Annotated in this window: 16 protein-coding genes, 1 tRNA gene and 2 pseudogenes; 7 read left to right on the plus strand and 12 right to left on the minus strand. The window is 59.1% G+C overall.

Annotation, left to right across the window (positions count from 1 at the left end):
- Positions 1-53: 53 nt before the first annotated feature.
- Positions 54-1,075: pseudogene (locus AC0L4F_RS18560) on the minus strand (LacI family DNA-binding transcriptional regulator).
- A gap of 162 nt (positions 1,076-1,237) precedes the next feature.
- Between AC0L4F_RS18560 and AC0L4F_RS18565 the strand changes: the two are divergent.
- Together AC0L4F_RS18565 and AC0L4F_RS18570 are read left to right on the plus strand one after the other, a co-directional pair.
- On the plus strand, positions 1,238-2,902 hold the full coding sequence (locus AC0L4F_RS18565; RefSeq protein ID WP_244690894.1) for a tryptophan halogenase family protein: 1,665 nt from the start codon (positions 1,238-1,240) through the stop codon (positions 2,900-2,902).
- Between the two features lie 84 nt (positions 2,903-2,986).
- Positions 2,987-3,063 (plus strand) — tRNA-Arg (locus AC0L4F_RS18570).
- Positions 3,064-3,302: 239 nt separating this feature from the next.
- Here AC0L4F_RS18570 and hpaR read toward each other — a convergent pair.
- The 4 genes from hpaR to AC0L4F_RS18590 form a co-directional block, all read right to left on the minus strand.
- Complete coding sequence (gene hpaR / locus AC0L4F_RS18575; protein ID WP_244690895.1) at positions 3,303-3,755, minus strand: homoprotocatechuate degradation operon regulator HpaR; 453 nt, start codon at positions 3,753-3,755, stop codon at positions 3,303-3,305.
- 406 nt (positions 3,756-4,161) lie between these two features.
- A complete protein-coding gene (locus AC0L4F_RS18580; RefSeq protein ID WP_244690896.1) occupies positions 4,162-4,818 on the minus strand; it encodes a YggS family pyridoxal phosphate-dependent enzyme in 657 nt (218 codons plus the stop codon).
- Positions 4,819-5,049: 231 nt separating this feature from the next.
- Complete coding sequence (locus AC0L4F_RS18585; protein ID WP_244690897.1) at positions 5,050-6,267, minus strand: sulfotransferase family protein; 1,218 nt, start codon at positions 6,265-6,267, stop codon at positions 5,050-5,052.
- A gap of 122 nt (positions 6,268-6,389) precedes the next feature.
- Complete coding sequence (locus AC0L4F_RS18590) at positions 6,390-7,424, minus strand: porin (protein WP_244690898.1); 1,035 nt, start codon at positions 7,422-7,424, stop codon at positions 6,390-6,392.
- 300 nt (positions 7,425-7,724) lie between these two features.
- Here AC0L4F_RS18590 and AC0L4F_RS18595 point away from each other — a divergent pair, with 300 nt between their 5' ends.
- Positions 7,725-8,210: a DUF3576 domain-containing protein gene (locus AC0L4F_RS18595; protein ID WP_244690899.1), complete on the plus strand. Its 486-nt coding sequence runs from the start codon at positions 7,725-7,727 to the stop codon at positions 8,208-8,210.
- 28 nt (positions 8,211-8,238) lie between these two features.
- Here AC0L4F_RS18595 and AC0L4F_RS18600 read toward each other — a convergent pair whose 3' ends face one another.
- From AC0L4F_RS18600 to AC0L4F_RS18610, 3 genes are all read right to left on the minus strand, one after another.
- Complete coding sequence (locus AC0L4F_RS18600; protein WP_244690900.1) at positions 8,239-9,126, minus strand: C40 family peptidase; 888 nt, start codon at positions 9,124-9,126, stop codon at positions 8,239-8,241.
- A 3-nt stretch (positions 9,127-9,129) separates the two neighbouring features.
- Positions 9,130-10,395: a leucyl aminopeptidase family protein gene (locus AC0L4F_RS18605; RefSeq protein WP_348524129.1), complete on the minus strand. Its 1,266-nt coding sequence runs from the start codon at positions 10,393-10,395 to the stop codon at positions 9,130-9,132.
- Positions 10,396-10,635: 240 nt separating this feature from the next.
- Positions 10,636-11,001 (minus strand): hypothetical protein, encoded by a 366-nt coding sequence (locus AC0L4F_RS18610; RefSeq protein WP_244690901.1) that lies wholly within the window; start codon positions 10,999-11,001, stop codon positions 10,636-10,638.
- Between the two features lie 181 nt (positions 11,002-11,182).
- Here AC0L4F_RS18610 and AC0L4F_RS18615 point away from each other — a divergent pair, with 181 nt between their 5' ends.
- Positions 11,183-11,836, plus strand: a complete 654-nt coding sequence (locus AC0L4F_RS18615; protein WP_244690902.1) for a carbonic anhydrase — start codon at positions 11,183-11,185, stop codon at positions 11,834-11,836.
- Positions 11,837-11,930: 94 nt separating this feature from the next.
- Here AC0L4F_RS18615 and AC0L4F_RS18620 read toward each other — a convergent pair whose 3' ends face one another.
- Positions 11,931-12,284 (minus strand): hypothetical protein, encoded by a 354-nt coding sequence (locus AC0L4F_RS18620; RefSeq protein WP_244690903.1) that lies wholly within the window; start codon positions 12,282-12,284, stop codon positions 11,931-11,933.
- A gap of 211 nt (positions 12,285-12,495) precedes the next feature.
- Between AC0L4F_RS18620 and AC0L4F_RS18625 the strand changes: the two genes are divergently transcribed.
- Positions 12,496-12,972, plus strand: a complete 477-nt coding sequence (locus AC0L4F_RS18625; protein WP_244690904.1) for a hypothetical protein — start codon at positions 12,496-12,498, stop codon at positions 12,970-12,972.
- Positions 12,973-12,996: 24 nt separating this feature from the next.
- On the opposite strand, the gene AC0L4F_RS18630 is transcribed toward AC0L4F_RS18625, so the two are convergent.
- From AC0L4F_RS18630 to AC0L4F_RS18640, 3 genes and pseudogenes are all read right to left on the minus strand, one after another.
- Entirely contained in the window at positions 12,997-14,019 is a 1,023-nt protein-coding gene (locus AC0L4F_RS18630; RefSeq protein ID WP_244690905.1) for an aspartate-semialdehyde dehydrogenase, read from the minus strand.
- 165 nt (positions 14,020-14,184) lie between these two features.
- Positions 14,185-15,578 (minus strand): annotated as a pseudogene (locus tag AC0L4F_RS18635) (aspartate aminotransferase family protein).
- A 67-nt stretch (positions 15,579-15,645) separates the two neighbouring features.
- A complete protein-coding gene (locus AC0L4F_RS18640) occupies positions 15,646-16,335 on the minus strand; it encodes a GntR family transcriptional regulator (protein ID WP_244690906.1) in 690 nt (229 codons plus the stop codon).
- A gap of 148 nt (positions 16,336-16,483) precedes the next feature.
- Here AC0L4F_RS18640 and AC0L4F_RS18645 point away from each other — a divergent pair, with 148 nt between their 5' ends.
- A complete protein-coding gene (locus AC0L4F_RS18645; RefSeq protein ID WP_244690907.1) occupies positions 16,484-17,569 on the plus strand; it encodes a polyamine ABC transporter substrate-binding protein in 1,086 nt (361 codons plus the stop codon).
- A gap of 57 nt (positions 17,570-17,626) precedes the next feature.
- Positions 17,627-18,748: an ABC transporter ATP-binding protein gene (locus AC0L4F_RS18650; protein ID WP_244690908.1), complete on the plus strand. Its 1,122-nt coding sequence runs from the start codon at positions 17,627-17,629 to the stop codon at positions 18,746-18,748.
- Positions 18,749-18,750 lie beyond the last annotated feature (2 nt).

An 18,750-nucleotide genomic window follows, 5' to 3' on the forward strand; every position in this document is an offset into this window, starting at 1 on the left:
TCAGGCCCGGAAACCGCGCGTCACATACGGCCTGGTCACAAACAGGCGTGCGCCTAGCGCTTCAAAGTATCGCCAAAGCTGATTTTTGGCGTCATCTCGAACACACGTTGACCGTCGTCTTCCTTGCCCTCCATCCGGTCGACTAGGATCTGGGCGGCCTTTTGCCCGATGTCACGACGGCAGGCGTCCATCGTGGCCAGCTGACGCGGCAGCCCCTGCAACAAATCGACGCCATTGAACCCAGCCAAACCGATGCGACCCGGGATGTCATAGCCCGCTTCGATCAACCACAACAGCCCACCCGCGCCGATCATATCATTGGAATAATACAGGAAATCCAGATCCGGCGAACGATCCATCATCGTTTTGGTCATCTCGCGCCCCTTGGCAAGGGCCGAGCCACCGGAATAGAATTCCTGATCCATGATTTCGATACCATTGCGCGCCAGTTCCTCGGTGAACCCTTCGAACCGTTTGCGGGCGCGATGATCCAGCGGCATTTTGGTGCCCATGAACCCGATGTTCTGATACCCCTGCTTCAGGATCGCCTTGGCCATTTGCCTGCCGCGCGGCGGTGGGAAATGCCGACAGCGGCGTCAACCGGTTTGCCGTCGGTATCCATGATCTCGATCACCGGAATGCCCGAGGCCGCCAGCATCGCCCGCGAAGCATCAGACCGTTCCAGCCCGGCAATGATCACCCCCGAAGGCCGCCAGGACAGCATTTCAAACAGAACCCGCTCTTCCTTTTCCGGCAGATAATCGGTGACACCGACCACCGGCTGCAATTCGGTTTCCTCCAACACGGCGCTGATCGCGCCCATCACCTCGGGGAACACCATATTGGACAGGGACGGAATGATGACCGCCACCAAATTGACCCGCTGGCTGGCCAGAGCGCCGGCAATCTTGTTGGGCACATACCCCAACGTCTTGGCGGCCAAGAGGACCTTTTCGCGGGTCGCGGCACTGACATCACCACGGTTGCGCAGCACGCGGCTGACCGTCATTTCCGAAACGCCCGACGCTTCGGACACATCGCGCAGCGTCAGGGGGCGGGTATGCTCTGTTGTCACTTGGATACTTCCTGAATGGTCTGATCGCAGACTAGATCAATCATGCAGTAATATACAAGATCTTGGCACCCTTGCGGGGAAATTGCCAAAATGAACCTGCACTATTCCGATTGGCCCCACCTTGATCTAGGTTATCCTTACGTAATCAAGGGGGGATCTTTCATGGCGGAGCCAATCAAAACAGTCACAATCGTCGGCGGCGGCACCGCCGGATGGCTGACCGCACTGATGTTAAAGACGATGTCGGAAAAGTCGCTGCGGGTGCAGTTGATTGAATCCCCCAATATCCCCACCGTCGGCGTCGGCGAGGCCACAGTGCCGCAAATGCCGATGACGCTGAAAATGCTCGGCATTCCGACACAGGAATTCTTTCGCCGCTGCAATGCCAGCTTCAAGCTGGGGGTGATGTTCAAACAGTGGAATACCGACCCGAACGGCAAGCTGGTCGACTATATCAACCCCTTCGGAAAACCGTTGCAGATCAACGGCGTGGATGCCTGTTATTACCATCAGGCCTTTGGTTCAGGTGGTCGCGATTTTGCCCAGACCTTTTCCCCGGCGCTGGATCTGGCGCGCGCCAACAAGGGACCGTTTTCGGTACAACAGGGCAAGATGGTGCCGGGGATCGGCTATGCCTATCATCTGGATGCCGGAGCATTTGCCAAGATGATGTCGGAAATCGGCGTGCAACGCGGCGTCGAGCATATTCTGGATGATGTCGAGGATGTCGAACTTGGCGATCGAGGCCATGTAGCGGCGGTTCAGCTCAAAGAGCGTGGCCTGCACCCGGTAGAGCTGGTGGTGGATTGCACCGGCTTTCGGGGGTTGGTGATCAACAAGGCGCTGAAGGAACCTTTTGTCGATTATTCCAAATACCTGGGCAATGACCGCGCCATGGCATTGCAGATCCCCCACCCCGACCCAGACAAGATCACATCCTGCACCGCTTCCACCGCGCTGGGGGCGGGGTGGAGCTGGCGGGTGCCGCTGTTCCATCGGATCGGCACCGGATATGTGTTTTCCAGCGCCCACCGCACCGACGACGAGGCGCGCGATGAATTCATGGCCCACCTCGGCGGCGATGCGCCCAAAGGCGCAGAACCGCGGATCATCCCGATGCGGGTCGGCCGGTCGCGGAACTTCTGGGTCAAGAATTGCGTGGCCATTGGTCTGTCATCGGGGTTCATCGAGCCGTTGGAAAGCACCGCGATCCATATGATCGACCTCGCGATCCAGCGCCTGCTGCTGTACTTCCCTGACAGCGATTTCGCCGAGTTCAAGCGCAAGCGCTATAATCAGACGATGGACGCGCTTTATAACGAAGTGTTGGATTTCATCTGCCTGCACTATGCGCTCGGCAACCGGACAGACAGCCAATATTGGATCGACGCGCGCACCGAATTGCAGGTGCCGGACCGGTTGGCAGAGAACCTTGAGCTTTGGAAACATCAACCCACCGGCCCATTGGATCTGGCGACCGGCCATCTGTTCAACCACCCAACCTATCAGGCGGTCCTGATGGGCAAGCGGGTCTATGACACCGGATATGGTGACGGCACGTTCCATCGCCGCATCGCGATGAACAAAGGCGCCTGGACACAGCAGCTGCAGGCCTATGACAAACAGCGCAAACAGATCCTGCACCACAGCAGCGATCACAAACTGGGCCTGATGGCGATCCGTGGCGAGCTGCAACCCGCCATGGGCCGCGGCAGCCCGCTGCCCGGATTGGGCCGACCTGTTTCTGGCAGACCATCCCCCAAATTGCAGCCCAAAACCGCCCCCGCCACAGCCCCCCTGGACGGAAGCGCACCGGGATTGTTTTGATCGACAGGGCCGTCAGGCCGGAATTCCACAATATCCCGGTTTCTGGCTGACAGCCGCCTTTTCAACCGTTATGTCAATGCCGACGGCCCCGTGGCTCAACTGGATAGAGCAGCCCCCTCCTAAGGGGCAGGTTACTGGTTCGAATCCAGTCGGGGTCGCCATTCGTGTCGGGAAAAGCCTGCGGTCTTTTGGTTTGGGGAACTGCCGGGTGTTGACTGCCGCATCCGAAGATCTCGGAGTGGGGTCCGGGATCGCGTGGCGCGTCAGGCGTCCTACTGTTCTCCATAACAGGCAGCAAACCGTGCCACGCCGTTGGAAGCATCGGCTTTCGGGTGATATCAAGTCAGGGGTTGCAACAAGGTCGCATTGCTAAAGCCATCGACCGTGCGAGGTCCGAGGATCACATCCGCGCAATATCGTCCAGCATCTCCAGCAATTGCCGCATCTTTTCCTTCCCAAGCTTGCGAAGTATTTCATCGGAAATTTCGCGTGTCCGTGCCGCGTTTTTCGCCAGGATATCACGTCCTTTCGGCGTGATTGACACCATCTGGCGCCGCCGATCGCCTGGATTGGTTTCGCGTGTTGCCAGACCTTTGGTCGCCAGGGTCTGCACAATTCGGGTTTGGCTGGGCATCAACAGGCAGGAGCGTTCAGCCAATTGCGTGGCATCCTGCGGACCGAATTCTTCCAACACGCGCAGGATACGCCATTGCTGTTCCGTCAATCCCGTTGCCTGTAACATGTCCCGGACCGGCAGCATAAGCTTTTCACGGGCGCGCATCATCATGATCGGCAGGGATTGCCCGGTGGGGGGCATATCAAGCGGTGGGAGGTCATTTGGTTTGTCGGTCATACACCTGATTTATCCCCAGCCGAGCGAGGATGTCAGCAAAATACAGCGATTGGGCCACTGCAATTCTGCGCCTGGCCCGAGAAACGCGGCAAAGAGACGATAAACCGATATGGATTTGGGCGCTTTTTGGGACAGCAGACCGATTTTCATAACCGGCTGTGTGGCGGCGATGTGGCGGGCGCCCGATTGCTAAATGACGCCCGCCTGCGGCCGTTCCGAGAGTGATGGAGAACGATGATAATCGTTCGAAACGTCCATTGTTACGTTGGCCACCCCATATCATTTTGGAGTTGCGTGTCGGCCCCCGTGCAACAAATATCACACGCGCACCGGGAGAAATCCCGGGGCATTGGTATCAAAAACCTATCCCTTCGGATAGGAAGGCGCTACTTTTGCGATCCGCTCCTCAGGCCGGTGCAGGACGTTCGCCGAAAATCGCCGACCCAACCCGCACATGTGTCGCGCCGAGTGCAATCGCGGTTTCAAAGTCGCCGGACATGCCCATCGACACCCCGTCCAGCCCGTTGCGCGCGGCAAATTTCGCCAGAAGCGCGAAATGCAGTGCGGCCTCTTCCTCAACCGGGGGAATGCACATCAGCCCGCGCAGGGGCAGATCCAGCCCGCGACACGTTGCGACAAAGCCATCCAGATCGCGAGGCAGAACCCCAGCCTTTTGCGGTTCTTCGCCGGTGTTGACCTGAATGAACAGCTCGGGGCATGTCCCGATTTCCTGCGCCAATCGCGCCAATGTGGTGGCAAGCTTCGGACGGTCCAGCGAATGGATGGCCTGGGCCAGCTCCATGGCCTGACGCGCCTTGTTGGTCTGAAGCGGGCCAATGATATGCAGCTGGATGCCGTCAAAACGTTCGCGCAAGTCGGGCCATTTGCCGGCCGCCTCCTGCACCCGGTTTTCACCAAAAACCCGGCACCCCTGTTCAAGAACCGCTTCGACCCGGTCGAGCGGTTGCATCTTGGACACAGCAATCAAGGTTGTGCTGCCGGTCTTGCGGCCCGCTGCCTCTTCGGCCTTTTGAACACGTTGCTGGATGTCACTTAATGCCATCACTCTGCCTCCCATGCGTGGATAAATGGCTGCATCTCGGCCTCATACCGGCGCCATGCCCCACCCGAACTTTTGTAAATTGGCTGGCGCACCTGCGCGATGCTCAGCGTTTTGACCGCGCCGCCCTGTTTGTGAAAATCAAGGCATTTCGGCTGCCAGTCCAGCCCCGCCGCCCCGATCAGCCCGCGCGCCTGAGGCTCTGGATCGGCAATCAGATCTTCATAAGCGATTTCATGCAGATTTCAACCGCTGTTTCCAGAAGGCGACAATACGGTCAAAGCTTTTGATATATTTGGCCAGATCCGCCAGATCGTTGGAATAGCGGTGGCTGCCGCCCTCGAAATAATTCTTGTAGATCGACAGCGCAATGTCGCGCGGATCACGGCGCACCACGATCAGATTGGCCTTTGGCATGGCGCGGTGGATATGGCCCAGGATCAGATGCGTCTGAATGGACTTGTCCGTGACCCTTGTGCCGGGCGCGCGGCCAAACCGCGACAAGACATGTTGGTCATACCCTTGGGCAAAGCTCCGCAAAGTGTCGTCAGGAATTTCATGTAGCGGCGTGGTCTTCGGTGGCGCGCCAAACAGACCAAAGGCCAGCCGCAATGGTGCCGAAGATTCCCCGCCCGCCCGCACATCGTCATGTGCCGCAAGGATCTGTTCCACAAGCGTGGTGCCCGACCGCGGCAAACCGGTCACGATGATCGGCGCAAAATCCGTGTCGATCGGCGTGCCGATATCTGCCGAGGCTGCGATCAGCCCGGCAACCTCGCCTTCGCGCACTGCCGGATTATAGGGGAAAGCCTGACGTTGTAGCTTGTTGGCTTTTTGCAGATAGGGAAAGACCCGGTCATAGGCGCCGATGTCTTCCATCGCCTTGGCCAGGGCAAAGCCCAGATGAATACGCCCGGTGTCGCTCATTGCGGGATGGGCATAAAGGTCCTGCATCTTGCGCAGCAGCGGGTCACCCTTGACGATTTTGCGCCCACCCAGCCACATGCGGTACAATTCACCACTGTCGGGTGCGCGCCGCAGCGCCTTCTTGAACAGCGCCTCTGCAGCGTCAAAATCGCCCTGTTGTTGCAGGAACAGCGCCTTGTCGGCCAGCGGCTTGGGATGCCCGGGGCGCAGGGCGATCAACGCATCATGGGTTTTCGCCGCACCTTTGGTGTCGCCGATCAGGGCCTGAACCTCGCCCAAGGCCGTCAGAATAGCCGGTTCATTGGGTTTCAATCGCCGCGCTGCACCAAAATGGTCCTTCGCCTGCCCCAGTTCGCCCAAGGTTCGCGCAATGCGACCAAGATGGAACAATGGCTCTGCCGCTGCGGGGGTGGCTTTGTGAACCTGGGTCAAAAGATCACGCGCGGCTGCCAGATCACCGGATTTCATCCGGCTCTGCGCCATTGCGAATTTCTGTTGTATCTGAAGTTTCGAAAGGGGCGGCATGACTGGGCTCTTTTGCTCTTGTCCCCTGCTATCACCGGGGCGGCCAAAAGAAAACGTTGCCGAAAAAGAAAAGAGCGGACCCAAAGGCCCGCTCTTCCCTAACCAAGACTGGTGTGACGTTCTTAGAACGACATTGCCAGACCAAGCGACCATGTGTTGAACTCTTCTTCGGAGCCAACCAGAGTTGCGAAACCCAAGTCCAGGCTCGAGGAGCCGTAACCGAATTGACCAACCAGACCGCCGCCCAGGTCGTACGAAGCGGCCAGACCGAAGCCCGATGCCAGTTCTTCGTCGTCCGAGGTGTAGTGACCGTAGTTCAGGCCAACCGCGATTGCGTTCATCTCGTAACCGATACCGATGGCGCCGTGATCCAGCGTGTCATCAACACCTTCGATGTCCATTTGCGAGTAGTTCAGACCAACGGTCACACCGTTCGAGAAGCCCGCGTCAGCCGACAGACCCCAAACGCTGATTTCGGTGTCGGAACCGCCGAAGTCGGCAGTCGCTTGGTAACCAAGACCAAAGCCAACCGCTACGCCGGAGAATTCACCCGCGTATGCAACACCAAGACCCCAGATCGGGTCGCCGGCGCCTGTGTCGTCGATTTCAGCCGAAACCGATGCGGTGATGCCTTCGAACGCATAGTCGAAGCGTGCGATTTGACCGTCGTAAGCTGCGTCAAGACCGGTGCCGAGCTGCGCGCCAGGAACCATCAGAACGCCTGCGCCGAAGAGGCCAACGCCGCCGTTGCCGGAGAAACCAGCGTGGGCTGTTTCGGAGTTGTCGATCGAACCCGATGCGTAGTTAACTTCGGTCAGTGCTGCGTCGAATGCACCGTCGGTGTCGCCCATGGTCAGGGTCGCTGCGCCGTAGGAGACGAATACGAACTCGCCGCCTTCGGTTGTGCCGGTGAATGCGCCGTTTTCGTCCAGGTCAACGCCTGCACCGAATGTCAGACCGTTGTCGGCTGTGCCGGACATACGGAATTCAACGTCGATGTCGGTCCAGAACTGCGATTCGATTTCCGAACCACCGATTACGCCCATTTCGGCCCAACCGGAAATGTTGACGGTACCGGGACCGGAACCTGCGACTTCTGCCGAAGCGATACCGGCAGTTGCGACCAACGCGGTGGTAGCGAACAGAATGTTTTTCATTGTTTCCCTCATGTGTCTTTAAGCACGTACCAAACCGGTCGCCCGGCTTCGATGCAGATGTCTTGCACCCAGTGCCCCCCTTGATGCAAGCGGTGGCGAAATCGCGGCAACAACAAGGCCGCGAGTGGTGCGCATTTGTCACAAGAATTTTCACGCCGGAACCTCACCTTATTACCGCAGTTTTGCCGCAGGGACAAAGGCCACGGAATCCAAACAATAAATGAGGATCTTGTCGTTGCGGGTCTCGGATTGTATTGAAGGCATTGAACCGAACAAATACGACCGGGCAGGAGCCAGTTTATGACCGCCATTTCCAGAAAAGCCGTGATTCTTCTGGCTGCGGCCACTTTTGCGCTGACGGCCTGTAGCACAAAGTTCCAGCCAGGTCGTGACCCGAACGAAATCCTCGACGAGGAGATCTATGGGGATCGGGGCCGCCCACGTTCGACCATCTGGGATTTCTTTGCCGGTCCACAGGATCGCGCACGTGTCGGGCGGGTGAACAAGTACATCTGGAACGCCTCGCTTGAGGTGCTGGATTTCCTGCCGGTAGAATCGGTTGATCCCTTTACCGGTGTGATTGTGACCGGTTACGGCACCCCTCCCGGTGGCGGACGCGCCTATCGTGCAACGATTTTTGTCAAGGATCCCGCGCTTGATGCCCGGTCTTTGAACCTGGCGTTGCAAACCCGCTCTGGTCCGGTCAGCGCCGATACCGCCCGCGCGATCGAGGATGCGATCCTGACCCGCGCCCGCCAGCTGCGCGCTGTCGACAGCAAACTCTGATACCGCGCGCGCCGATTGCCGCCAACTGCTATTGCAGCTTTCGCGCGGCAGGGTCGAGCCGCACCCGGCGGCGCACGGAATCGGCCCCCCGCCGACCAATGCGCGCAAACACCTCGGTCAACGGTTCATAGGCCACTGCCATGTGATGGGCGTTGGCATGCAGAAACATCTGCTCTGACGCGACCATGCCGACATGCCCCGGCCAGAACAACAGATCGCCCCGTTGCAGGGGCACATGTTGCGGCAGGCTGATGCCCAGAACATCCTCTTGCAGATCGGAATCGCCGGGGCAGTCATAGCCACAGCTTGTCAGCGCCGCCTGGACCAGACCGGAACAATCCAGCCCAAAAGACGTATTCCCGCCCCAAAGATATGGCGTGCCGAGAAAGATTTCGGCCACCGACACCGGGTCATCTTCGATATGGTCAAGCGGTAAAAGATGCTGGGTCGGCACCCAGACCGTGGCTGGCCCGCCCTCGTCCCCGGCATGGGTCGCGATCTCGGTCCAGTCACCGCTGTGACCCTGAACCGCGACCCGCGCGCCATGTGACAGATGCGCAACCTCGTTACGGGCCTTCAGATCCGGTGCCGCCTTGGAATAGGTCATGCGCGCCGCGACGCGATGGGTCGGCTCTGGCATCCCCTGGGCCAAGGCAAGCGTGTCGACATAACCGACATATCCATTGGTCTCGCTATAGCCAAAGGCCATGCGATCCCGCACCTCAAGCACGCGGAAGCTCTCACCCTGGATCAACTCCCGTTCCCGTTTGATCCCCGCCGCATCGCTGATGATCGCCTTGCCCGCGACCACCTGCCAGCTTTCACCATCGGTGAAATCTTCGGCCGCGACATGCCCCTTGAGCGAGGAATGCGCCACCCGGCCGTTGGATTTCACAACCCGTTTGTCGCTGGCCACGGCCTAGCCCTCCAGCGCCAGAAGCTCGGGCAATGCCGCCAGGATTGCACGTGCCCCCATGCCGACGCCGCCCTTGGGACGGGCGGGTTTGGCATCAGGCTGCCAGCCATAGATGTCGAAATGCGCATAGCGTGTTTCGCTGTCAACAAACCGGCGCAGGAACAATGCGGCGGTGATCGCCCCGGCAAACCCGCCTTTTGGCGCATTGTCGAGATCGGCGATCCCCGGTTCGATCATCGTTTCGTATGGATCCCAGAATGGCATCCGCCAAAGCGGGTCATGCGCCCGCCGCCCCGCAGGTTCCAGCGCCGCCGCCGTGGCATCATCGCTGAAGAACGGCGACAGATCCGGCCCCACCGCCACCCGCGCCGCGCCGGTCAGGGTGGCCATGGAGATTACCAAATCCGTGGGCTCCTCGACCGCAAGCGCCAGCGCATCGGCCAACACCAAGCGCCCTTCGGCGTCGGTATTGTTGATTTCAACGGTCAGACCTTTTCGCGACGTCAGGATGTCACCGGGCCGAAACGCCCCCGCAGACACCGAATTTTCCACCGCCGGGATCAACACCCGCAATTGCAAGGGCAGATTCAGCGCCATGATCATCCGGGCCAGCCCAAGAACCGTGGCCGCGCCGCCCATGTCCTTTTTCATCAGCCCCATGGAGGCACCGGGTTTCAGGTTCAGCCCGCCGGTATCGAAACACACACCTTTGCCCACCAGGGTCAATTTCGGCCCCTCAATGCCCCAATGCATGTCAATCAACCGCGGCGGACAATCCGATGCCCGTCCCACCGTGTGAATCATCGGGAAATTCTGTGCCAACAACTCTGTGCCGCTGATCACCTCGCACCCCGCATCAAACTCGGCAGCCAGAGCAGCGGCCGCCGCCTGAAGCCCATCCGGCGTCATATCATTCGCCGGGGTGTTGATCAGATCACGGGTCAGCGCCTCGCCAGCGGCAATCGCCTCGATTCGGGCGACATCCACGCCTTCGGGTGCGATCAATCGCACTGCGGCCTTGCCGGTTTTCTTGTATTTTTCAAACCGATAATTGCTTAACAGCCAGCCGAGCAATTCGGCTTCGATGTCTTCGATGGCCTGCGGCAGCCCGCTTTCGATGTGATAGGTGCCCGCAGGCAGGTTTTGCGCCACGGCAGCAAGGGCAAAACGCCCACGTGCGCGATCCTGCGCCGTACCAACCCCACCCAATGCGGCCTCGGCCCCGCCGTTTTCACCGGGAAACAACAGCACCTGGCCGGGTCCGGCCACAAATCCGCCTGTCTCGGCCCAGCTGCGCGCGCGGCGTCCTGCGCCAGTTTCCAGCCGTCAAACGCCTCGGCAGTCAGCAAAGCCAAAGGAATGGACGGCGTGCCGGGTTCGGCAAAGGTCAGGTCGGGGTGCGACAGCATGAAAAGTCTCCGGACAGATGTTTGCCAAAAACCCTAGTCGTTCTGTCAGCGCCCGCAAGGCCCAGATGCCCGCATTCCCAGCCCCCGGTTCATATCCGGCCTACATCAGGAATTCCTGCATCTCCCAAATCGCGCTCAGCGATCGTTCACCGGTGCGCGCCAAGCGCGACAGGGTCGCCGCCAATGCCACCGGATCGGCCTGATCCACACAGGTACACACATCGCGTGCCACATGTGCCAGATCCATCATGCCAACCTGTTCTGCGATTTTTGCCAATGACCGCAGACATTTGCGCAAATCCGCCAATTCGCCGCGCTTGTGCAGTTTATTCGCATAGGACATGCGCACCGCAATTTCCTCCAACGCGCGGCAAACCACATCTTCGGCCCCTTCATTGCCCATTTGCCGGTAAAGTTCCTGAATTCGGTCCTGATCCAACCGAACGCCTTCTTCATATGCTAACATGCGCACCTGTTCCAAATTCTCACCTTTCCTCACAGCCCCCACAGCTTGGGTGCACCATGATGGCAAAGAGTTTGCGAAACCTTGCCGCAGAAGCATAATATTGCTCGAATTCGTAGAAGTTTGCGCCTATTTACCAGTGTCAGACCTGCCGCAGCGACCAGACACAGACGGGAGTCCGCCGATGCTACATGCCAAACCATTGCCGAAATACCTGGTGCAACGTTACCAGGGCTGGAAGGCCACAGATTACGCCGAAAATGCCGCATGGTATAAACGTCTTGCGACAGAGGGTCAGCGACCACGTGCGATGGTGGTCTCCTGCTGCGACAGCCGGGTGCATGTGACATCCATTTTTGGCGCCGACACCGGGGAATTTTTCATTCACCGCAATATCGCCAATCTGATCCCGCCCTACGCGCCCGACGGCGACCACCACGGCACATCCGCTGCGGTGGAATATGCGGTTACGGCGCTGAATGTCGCGCATTTGATTGTTCTGGGGCATTCGCAATGTGGCGGCGTGCAGGGATGTATCGACATGTGCGACGGCCACGCGCCCGAGCTTGATCGCCCGGACAGCTTTGTTGGACGCTGGATGGATATTCTGCGCCCCGGGTATGAAGCGATCAAAGATCTGGAAAAGGGCGAACAACAATCGCGCGCTCTGGAAAAACGATCGGTTGTGATCTCGCTTGAGAACCTGATGACCTTCCCGTTTGTGTCAAGCAGGGTCGACAGTGGCGAACTGTCCCTGCATGGCCTTTGGACCGGGATCGGCGAAGGTGCTCTGGAAGAATATCTACCGGCGTCGGATCAATTCCGCCCGGTGGGATAACAGGTTACGCTCCGGGTTGGCCTTGGCCAACTTGGGGCGACTGGGCCTGAGGCTCTTGTAAGTCTCGGGCCGAAATTTGGGTCTGAGCGGCCTTTCAGGCCAGAATCGTGCCGTGCCCGTTTCCGTCATGCGACGCCAGAACCCGCGCCCGCCCCAAGCGGCGCGACAGCGACTGCAACGGATGACCGAGAAATTTGCAGGAACAAATACGTTCGCCGCTGTCCGAATTGGTCAACACCAACCGGCCCTTGTGAAACCCAAGCCCAAAGCCCTTACGCGCCAGTTTGCGCCGCAGATTGGCCCAGCTGGTGGCTTGCTGAAAGACCGGCTGCAACAGCGACCGCAACAAGACCCCGGTTTCGCAATCCAGCCGATTGCTGGGTTGCGCACCGCGCCAGCGTGTCTGTGACGGGCCGGATACTGCGATGAAATCCTGGTGGTGTATCATGTCCTTAACTCCGTTCCACGAACCTTTGATCCATCAAGGTTTCCATGAAAATGCGTCAGAAACGCGGCCACATTTTTCAGATATTGCGCAATGATTGCGACGGGCAACACTTTATTTCAGCACCGTGAATGCGACATCAATCGACCGTGCGTTTACCGATGGTTTACCAAGTTGCGCAAATCTGGTCTGCATGCGGTGGCAACAAATCCATATGAAGATTGACACCCCGCTTTTGCGGGCGACAGAACACCTGGCCCGTGAGCGGGATATCACGGTTGGGCAAGTCGTGCGCGATGCGCTGGCCGCCGAATTGCGACGCGTGCGCCGAAATGCGAAGACGCCTGTCAGGGCGGATGAGCGGCTCCTCGCGCCCTTGCGTGCGCTCCTCGCGGCGGACATGGCCGCGGCGAAAACCTGGTTGGATCTGCAAAATAAATTGAAATCAGAAGGTTACGAACTGCGCGAGGCGGGCGGCGGCCTTGCGATGTACAGTTTCCCCGAAGGGGCCCGACTGTGCAAAGCCTCGGAACTGGGCGCCAGCTATGCCACCTTGATGCGTCGATTTAAGGCCCCATTCCCCGGTCACGCCCACCGCCATCTGGTCGATCGGGTGCTGGAAACCACACCGCAAACCGGGGATGGCATCGCACCGCCAAACACAAAAAGAGCCGCCCGAAGGCGGCTCTGAAAACATCGTAACACGAAGAACGCGTCACCCTTTTTTCAACACCCGGTTGCCCAGAGTTTCGGCGATTTGCACCGCGTTCAGCGCCGCACCTTTGCGCAGATTGTCACTCACGCACCACAGATTCAGACCGTTTTCGATGGTCGAATCCTGACGAATGCGGCTGATAAATGTCGCAAAATCGCCCACACATTCCACCGGGGTGACGTATCCGCCGTCTTCGCGTTTGTCGATCACCATGATTCCCGGCGCTTCCCGCAGGATATCGCGCGCCTCATCTTCATCGAGGAATTCCTCGAATTCGATGTTCAGCGCTTCTGAGTGGCCGACAAACACCGGCACCCGCACACAGGTCGCGGTGACCTTGATCGCCGGATCGACAATCTTTTTGGTCTCGGCCACCATTTTCCATTCCTCTTTGGTCGATCCGTCTTCCATGAAGACGTCGATATGGGGAATGACGTTGAATGCAATCTGCTTGGTGAACTGCCGGGCCGGTTTGTCGTCGGTGGGGTTATAGACCGCTTTGGTCTGGTCCCACAGCTCGTCAATGCCGTCCTTGCCCGCGCCGGACACCGATTGATAGGTGCTGACCACAACCCGTTTGATCCGCGCACGGTCATGCAGCGGCTTCAACGCCACAACCATCTGTGCGGTCGAACAATTCGGATTGGCGATGATGTTCTTTTTCGAATAGCCCACGATGTCATCGGCATTCACCTCTGGCACGATCAAAGGCACATCCGGGTCGTAGCGATACAGCGACGAATTGTCGATCACCACACAGCCCGCAGCCGCCGCGATGGGCGCATATTTCTTTGTGGCCTCAGAGCCGATAGCAAACAGCGCCATGTCCCAGCCGGAAAAATCGAACCCTTCGATATCCTTCGTCTTGAGCGTCTTGTCGCCAAAGCTCACCTCTGTGCCCAGCGACCGGCGGCTGGCCAGTGCTGCGATTTCGTCAACCGGGAATTCCCGTTCGGCGAGGATGTTGAGCATTTCGCGGCCCACGTTGCCAGTGGCGCCTGCGACGACGATTCGATACCCCATAGGTTCCTTTTCCTTCGACTTCGGTTCAAATGTGCGCCTGATACAGCAGTGCCGCCCCGGTTAAAAGGGTCCATACACAACCGTGACATAGCGGTGCGCGCAAAGCACAAACGCACACGCCATGAATTCACGCAATGAATAAGGGCCGAAAATCCGTTGCGGCAATCAGGCCGCGACGTAGAGCCCCTGCGCCTTGATCTTGTCGAACGCCTGATCCAGCGACCGCGTGGCCCGTTCGATCAAGATGTCGATCTCTTCCGGGGTGATGACCAAAGGCGGCGAGACAATCATCCGGTCCCCGACATGCCGCATGATCAGATCATTGCCGAAACAGATGTCGCGACAGACCCAGCCCACTGTGCCCGCTTCGGCGGCGAATTTGGCGCGGGTCGCCTTGTTCGGAGTCAGGGCAATCGACGCCATCAGGCCGGAAATCTTTGCCTCGCCCACCAGCGGATGATCGGCCAATGCCTCCCATTTCTTTTTCAGATAGGGGCCAGCGACGTCACGCACATGTTCGACGACCTTTTCATCCTCCAGAATGCGCAGGTTTTCCAAGGCGACCGCCGCGGCCACCGGATGCCCGGAATAGGTATAGCCGTGGTTGAACTCGCCCTGCGCGATCACATTCGCCACCTCGTCACAGACAACAGAGCCGCCAATCGGCGCATAGCCCGACGACAGACCCTTGGCGATGGTCATGATGTGGGGGGTGATGCCGACGGTCTGCGACCCGAACCAATTGCCGGTGCGGCCAAAGCCACAGATCACCTTATCCGCGATCAATAGAATACCGTATTTGTCGTAATCCGCTGGATTTCCGGCCAATAGCTGTCCGGGGCGACAATCACACCGCCTGCGCCCTGCACCGGTTCGCCGATAAAGGCGCCTACCCGCTCGGGGCCAAGCTCCAGTATCGCGGTCTCCAGCTCCTGTGCGCGGGCCAGCCCAAATGCCTCTGGGTCCATATCGCCGCCTTCGGCCCACCAATTCGGCTGGTTGATGTGGTGAATGTCCGGGATCGGCAGACCACCCTGGGCATGCATTCCCGACATCCCCCCAAGCGACCCCGACCCAACGGTCGAGCCGTGATAGGCGTTCTTGCGGCTGATGATGATATTGCGCTCTGGCTGGCCCTTCATGGCCCAGTAGTGGCGCACCATACGAATGTTGGTGTCATTTGCCTCGGACCCGGACCCGGCAAAAAACACATGGTTCAGATCACCCGGCGCCAGTTCGGCAATCTTTTTCGCCAGCGCAATCGCGGGCACATGGGTGGTCTGGAAAAACGTGTTGTAATACGGCAATTCGCGCATTTGCCGCGCGGCCACATCGGCCAGGCTGTCGCGGCCATAGCCGATATTCACACACCAAAGCCCGGCCATGGCGTCCAGAATTTCCCGACCTTCGCTGTCGGTGATCCAGATGCCATTTGCACGGGTCATCACACGTGCGCCTTTTTCGGCCAACGCGCCACCCGCAGTAAAGGGATGCATGTGATGGGCGGCGTCCAGCGCCTGAAGCTCTTCGGTCGGCGGGTGATTGGTGATCATGTTCATGGCGGGGTTCCTTGCACGCAACACTCTTTGCCGCAGAATATGATCAAATTATGCGCTGTCAATCGAATCAGCACGCAGCGCCCCCGCAGGCAAGCTTATGCCAGCGTCTCCAGAATTGTGCGATGCCCTGACGCACATCTTCTTCCATGGCTTTTGCCGCGGCAGAGGCGTCGCCCTGCGCCATCGCGGTCAGGATCGCCTTGTGCTGATCCGGCAAATTCTGGGTGCCATACCGACCACAGACCACCCGCAGCGATGGCCCGAACCGAAGCCACAGCCCCTCGGCCAATTCCTGAAGGATCGGGGCCTGCGCCAACCCATAAAGATGCAGATGAAAGCGATAGTTCTGTTCCAGATATCCGCGCACATCCCCCTGAGAGATGGCCAGATCCAACCGATCGTCAATCGCCGCCAAGGCCGCAATATCGCCCGAGGTCGCAACCCGACAGGCCCGGCGCGTCAACTCTGGCTCTATTGCCACGCGGGCATGGATCAGCTCGCTGATGGCCCCGGCGTCCAGCACCGGCACCGACACCCGGCGATTGCCCTGAAAGCTCAGCGCGCCCTCAGCGGTCAATCGCCGGATTGCTTCGCGCACCGGGGTCATGCCCACATCGAGACCCTCGGTCAGTCCCTGGATTGTCACCGGCGCACCGGGCGGCAATTCCCCAAACAGCAACAAATCACGCACGCGGCGATAGACCTGTTCATGCACGGGCAGCATGGTTTCAGCGGGCTGTTTCGCGATCTCGGTCATCTGCCTGATTTTTCGCCTCTCGATGGGGTCTTGCGACTTTACCCTGCCCGTGGAAGCATTTCCATATTGCCAGGTAAGGCATAATTTGATCAAATCGGGCCAAGGCGGCAAGCACAAATGACCGTCATGAACCCCACGGGAGCCGAAAATGAAGAATTCTCTGATGATTTGCACCGCTGCGCTGGCCCTCAGCGCCGGCATGGCGGCAGCGGAAGAGGTCCGGGTCTATAACTGGTCCGACTACATCGACGAAGCACTGCTGGAAAAGTTCGAGGCCGAAACCGGCATCGAACTGATCTATGACGTGTTTGACAGCAACGAGGTTCTGGAAACCAAGATGCTGGCCGGTGGGTCGGGCTATGACGTTGTGGTGCCAACCGGCACCTTCCTGCAACGCCAGATTCAGGCCTGCGCGTTCCAGCCTTTGGACAAATCCAAACTGCCCAACATTGGCAACATGTGGGATGTGATTTCGGATCGCACCGCGAAATATGACCCCGACAACGCCCATGCCATCAACTATATGTGGGGCACCACGGGTCTGGGTGTGAACCTTGGCAAGGTCCGCGAAATCCTGGGCGAAGACGCCCCGGTGGATAGCTGGGACCTGGTGTTCAAGGCCGAGAATATGGAAAAGCTGGCCGATTGCGGCGTGCATTTCCTCGATGCGCCTGCGGAAATGATCCCCGCCGCGCTGAACTATATCGGCGAAGATCCCGACAGCCATGACCCGGAGGTGATTGCCAAGGCCGAAGCGGTCTTTGCCCCGGTGCGCGACTATATCCAGAAGTTCCATTCCTCGGAATACGTCAACGGTCTGGCCAATGGCGACATCTGTGTTGCGGTGGGCTGGTCCGGCGATGTGCTGCAATCGCGTGACCGCGCCGCCGAGGCCGACAATGGCGTCGAAATCGGCTACTACGCGCCCAGCGAAGGCGCGCAGATGTGGTTCGACATGATGGCCATTCCGGTCGACGCGCCCAACCCCGAAGGCGCGCTGACGTTCCTGAACTTCATCATGGACGCCGAAAACATGGCCGCCGCGTCGAACTATGTCTACTACGCCAACGGCAACAAGGCCTCGCAGGAGTTCCTCGAAGAGGATGTGATCACCGATCCGGCGATCTATCCAACGCCTGAAGCAATGGACAACACCTATACCACCACGCCATATCCGGCCAAGGTTCAACGTGTGGTCACCCGGCTCTGGACCAAGATCAAGTCCGGCACCTGATCCACTTTTCACGCCCGCGCCACCCCGGTGCGGGCGTTTGCCTTTGCAGGAGCGTACATGGCTGAATCTGTCTTTGCCCCCTGGAACGATCCGGACGAAAAACCGTTGATCCAGTTCCGCAATGTCACCAAACGGTTCGGCGATTTCACCGCAATCGACAACCTGACCCAGGACATCTACGCGAAGGAATTCTTTGCGTTGCTCGGCCCGTCGGGCTGTGGCAAGACGACGATGATGCGCATGTTGGCAGGGTTTGAAACCCCTACGGATGGCCAGATCCTGATCGCCGGGCAGGACGTCGCCAATATCCCGCCGAACAAACGCGCTGTGAACATGATGTTCCAATCCTATGCGCTTTTCCCGCATCTGACCGTGGCGGACAACATTGCCTTTGGCCTGAAACGCGAAGGCAAACCCAAGGACGAAATCGCGGCGCGCGTCGCCGAAATGCTGCGCCTGACCAAGCTGGAACGCTTTGGCGCCCGCAAACCGCATCAGATTTCCGGCGGCCAACGGCAACGTGTCGCGTTGGCCCGGTCATTGGCCAAGGCGCCGAAACTGTTGTTGCTGGACGAACCTTTGGGCGCGCTGGACGCCAAATTGCGCCAGCAAACCCAGTTCGAGCTGATGGATATTCAGGAAAAGACCGGCACAACATTCGTGATTGTCACCCATGATCAGGAAGAGGCGATGACCGTGGCCTCCCGCGTTGCGGTGATGGACGAGGGCCGGATTGTGCAGGTCGCCACCCCCGCCGACATCTATGAACAGCCGAATTCGGTCTATGTCGCGGATTTCATTGGCGATGTGAACATTATCGAAGGCACCGCAACCCCCGGCAGCGCCGGGTATGACATCGCATGGGCCGAGGGCCAGTCGGCCTTTCACGCCAAATCAACCCGCGACTTTGCCAATGGCCAACGCTGTTTTCTGGCGATGCGCCCGGAAAAGGTGGCGATCAGCACCGATGAGCCGGACGCAAGAAACAAGATCGCGGGCAAGATCATCGACATCGCTTATCTCGGCAATATCTCGACCTATCACGTCGAACTGCCCGGCGGGCGGATGATGAAGGCCCAGACCGCCAACACCCGCCGCCTGTCGCGCCGGACGCTGACATGGGAAGACCCGGTCTGGCTCAGCTGGACCGACACCGCCGCCGTGATGTTGGAGGGTTGAGG

The organism is Marinovum sp. J2-8 (assembly GCF_055808435.1).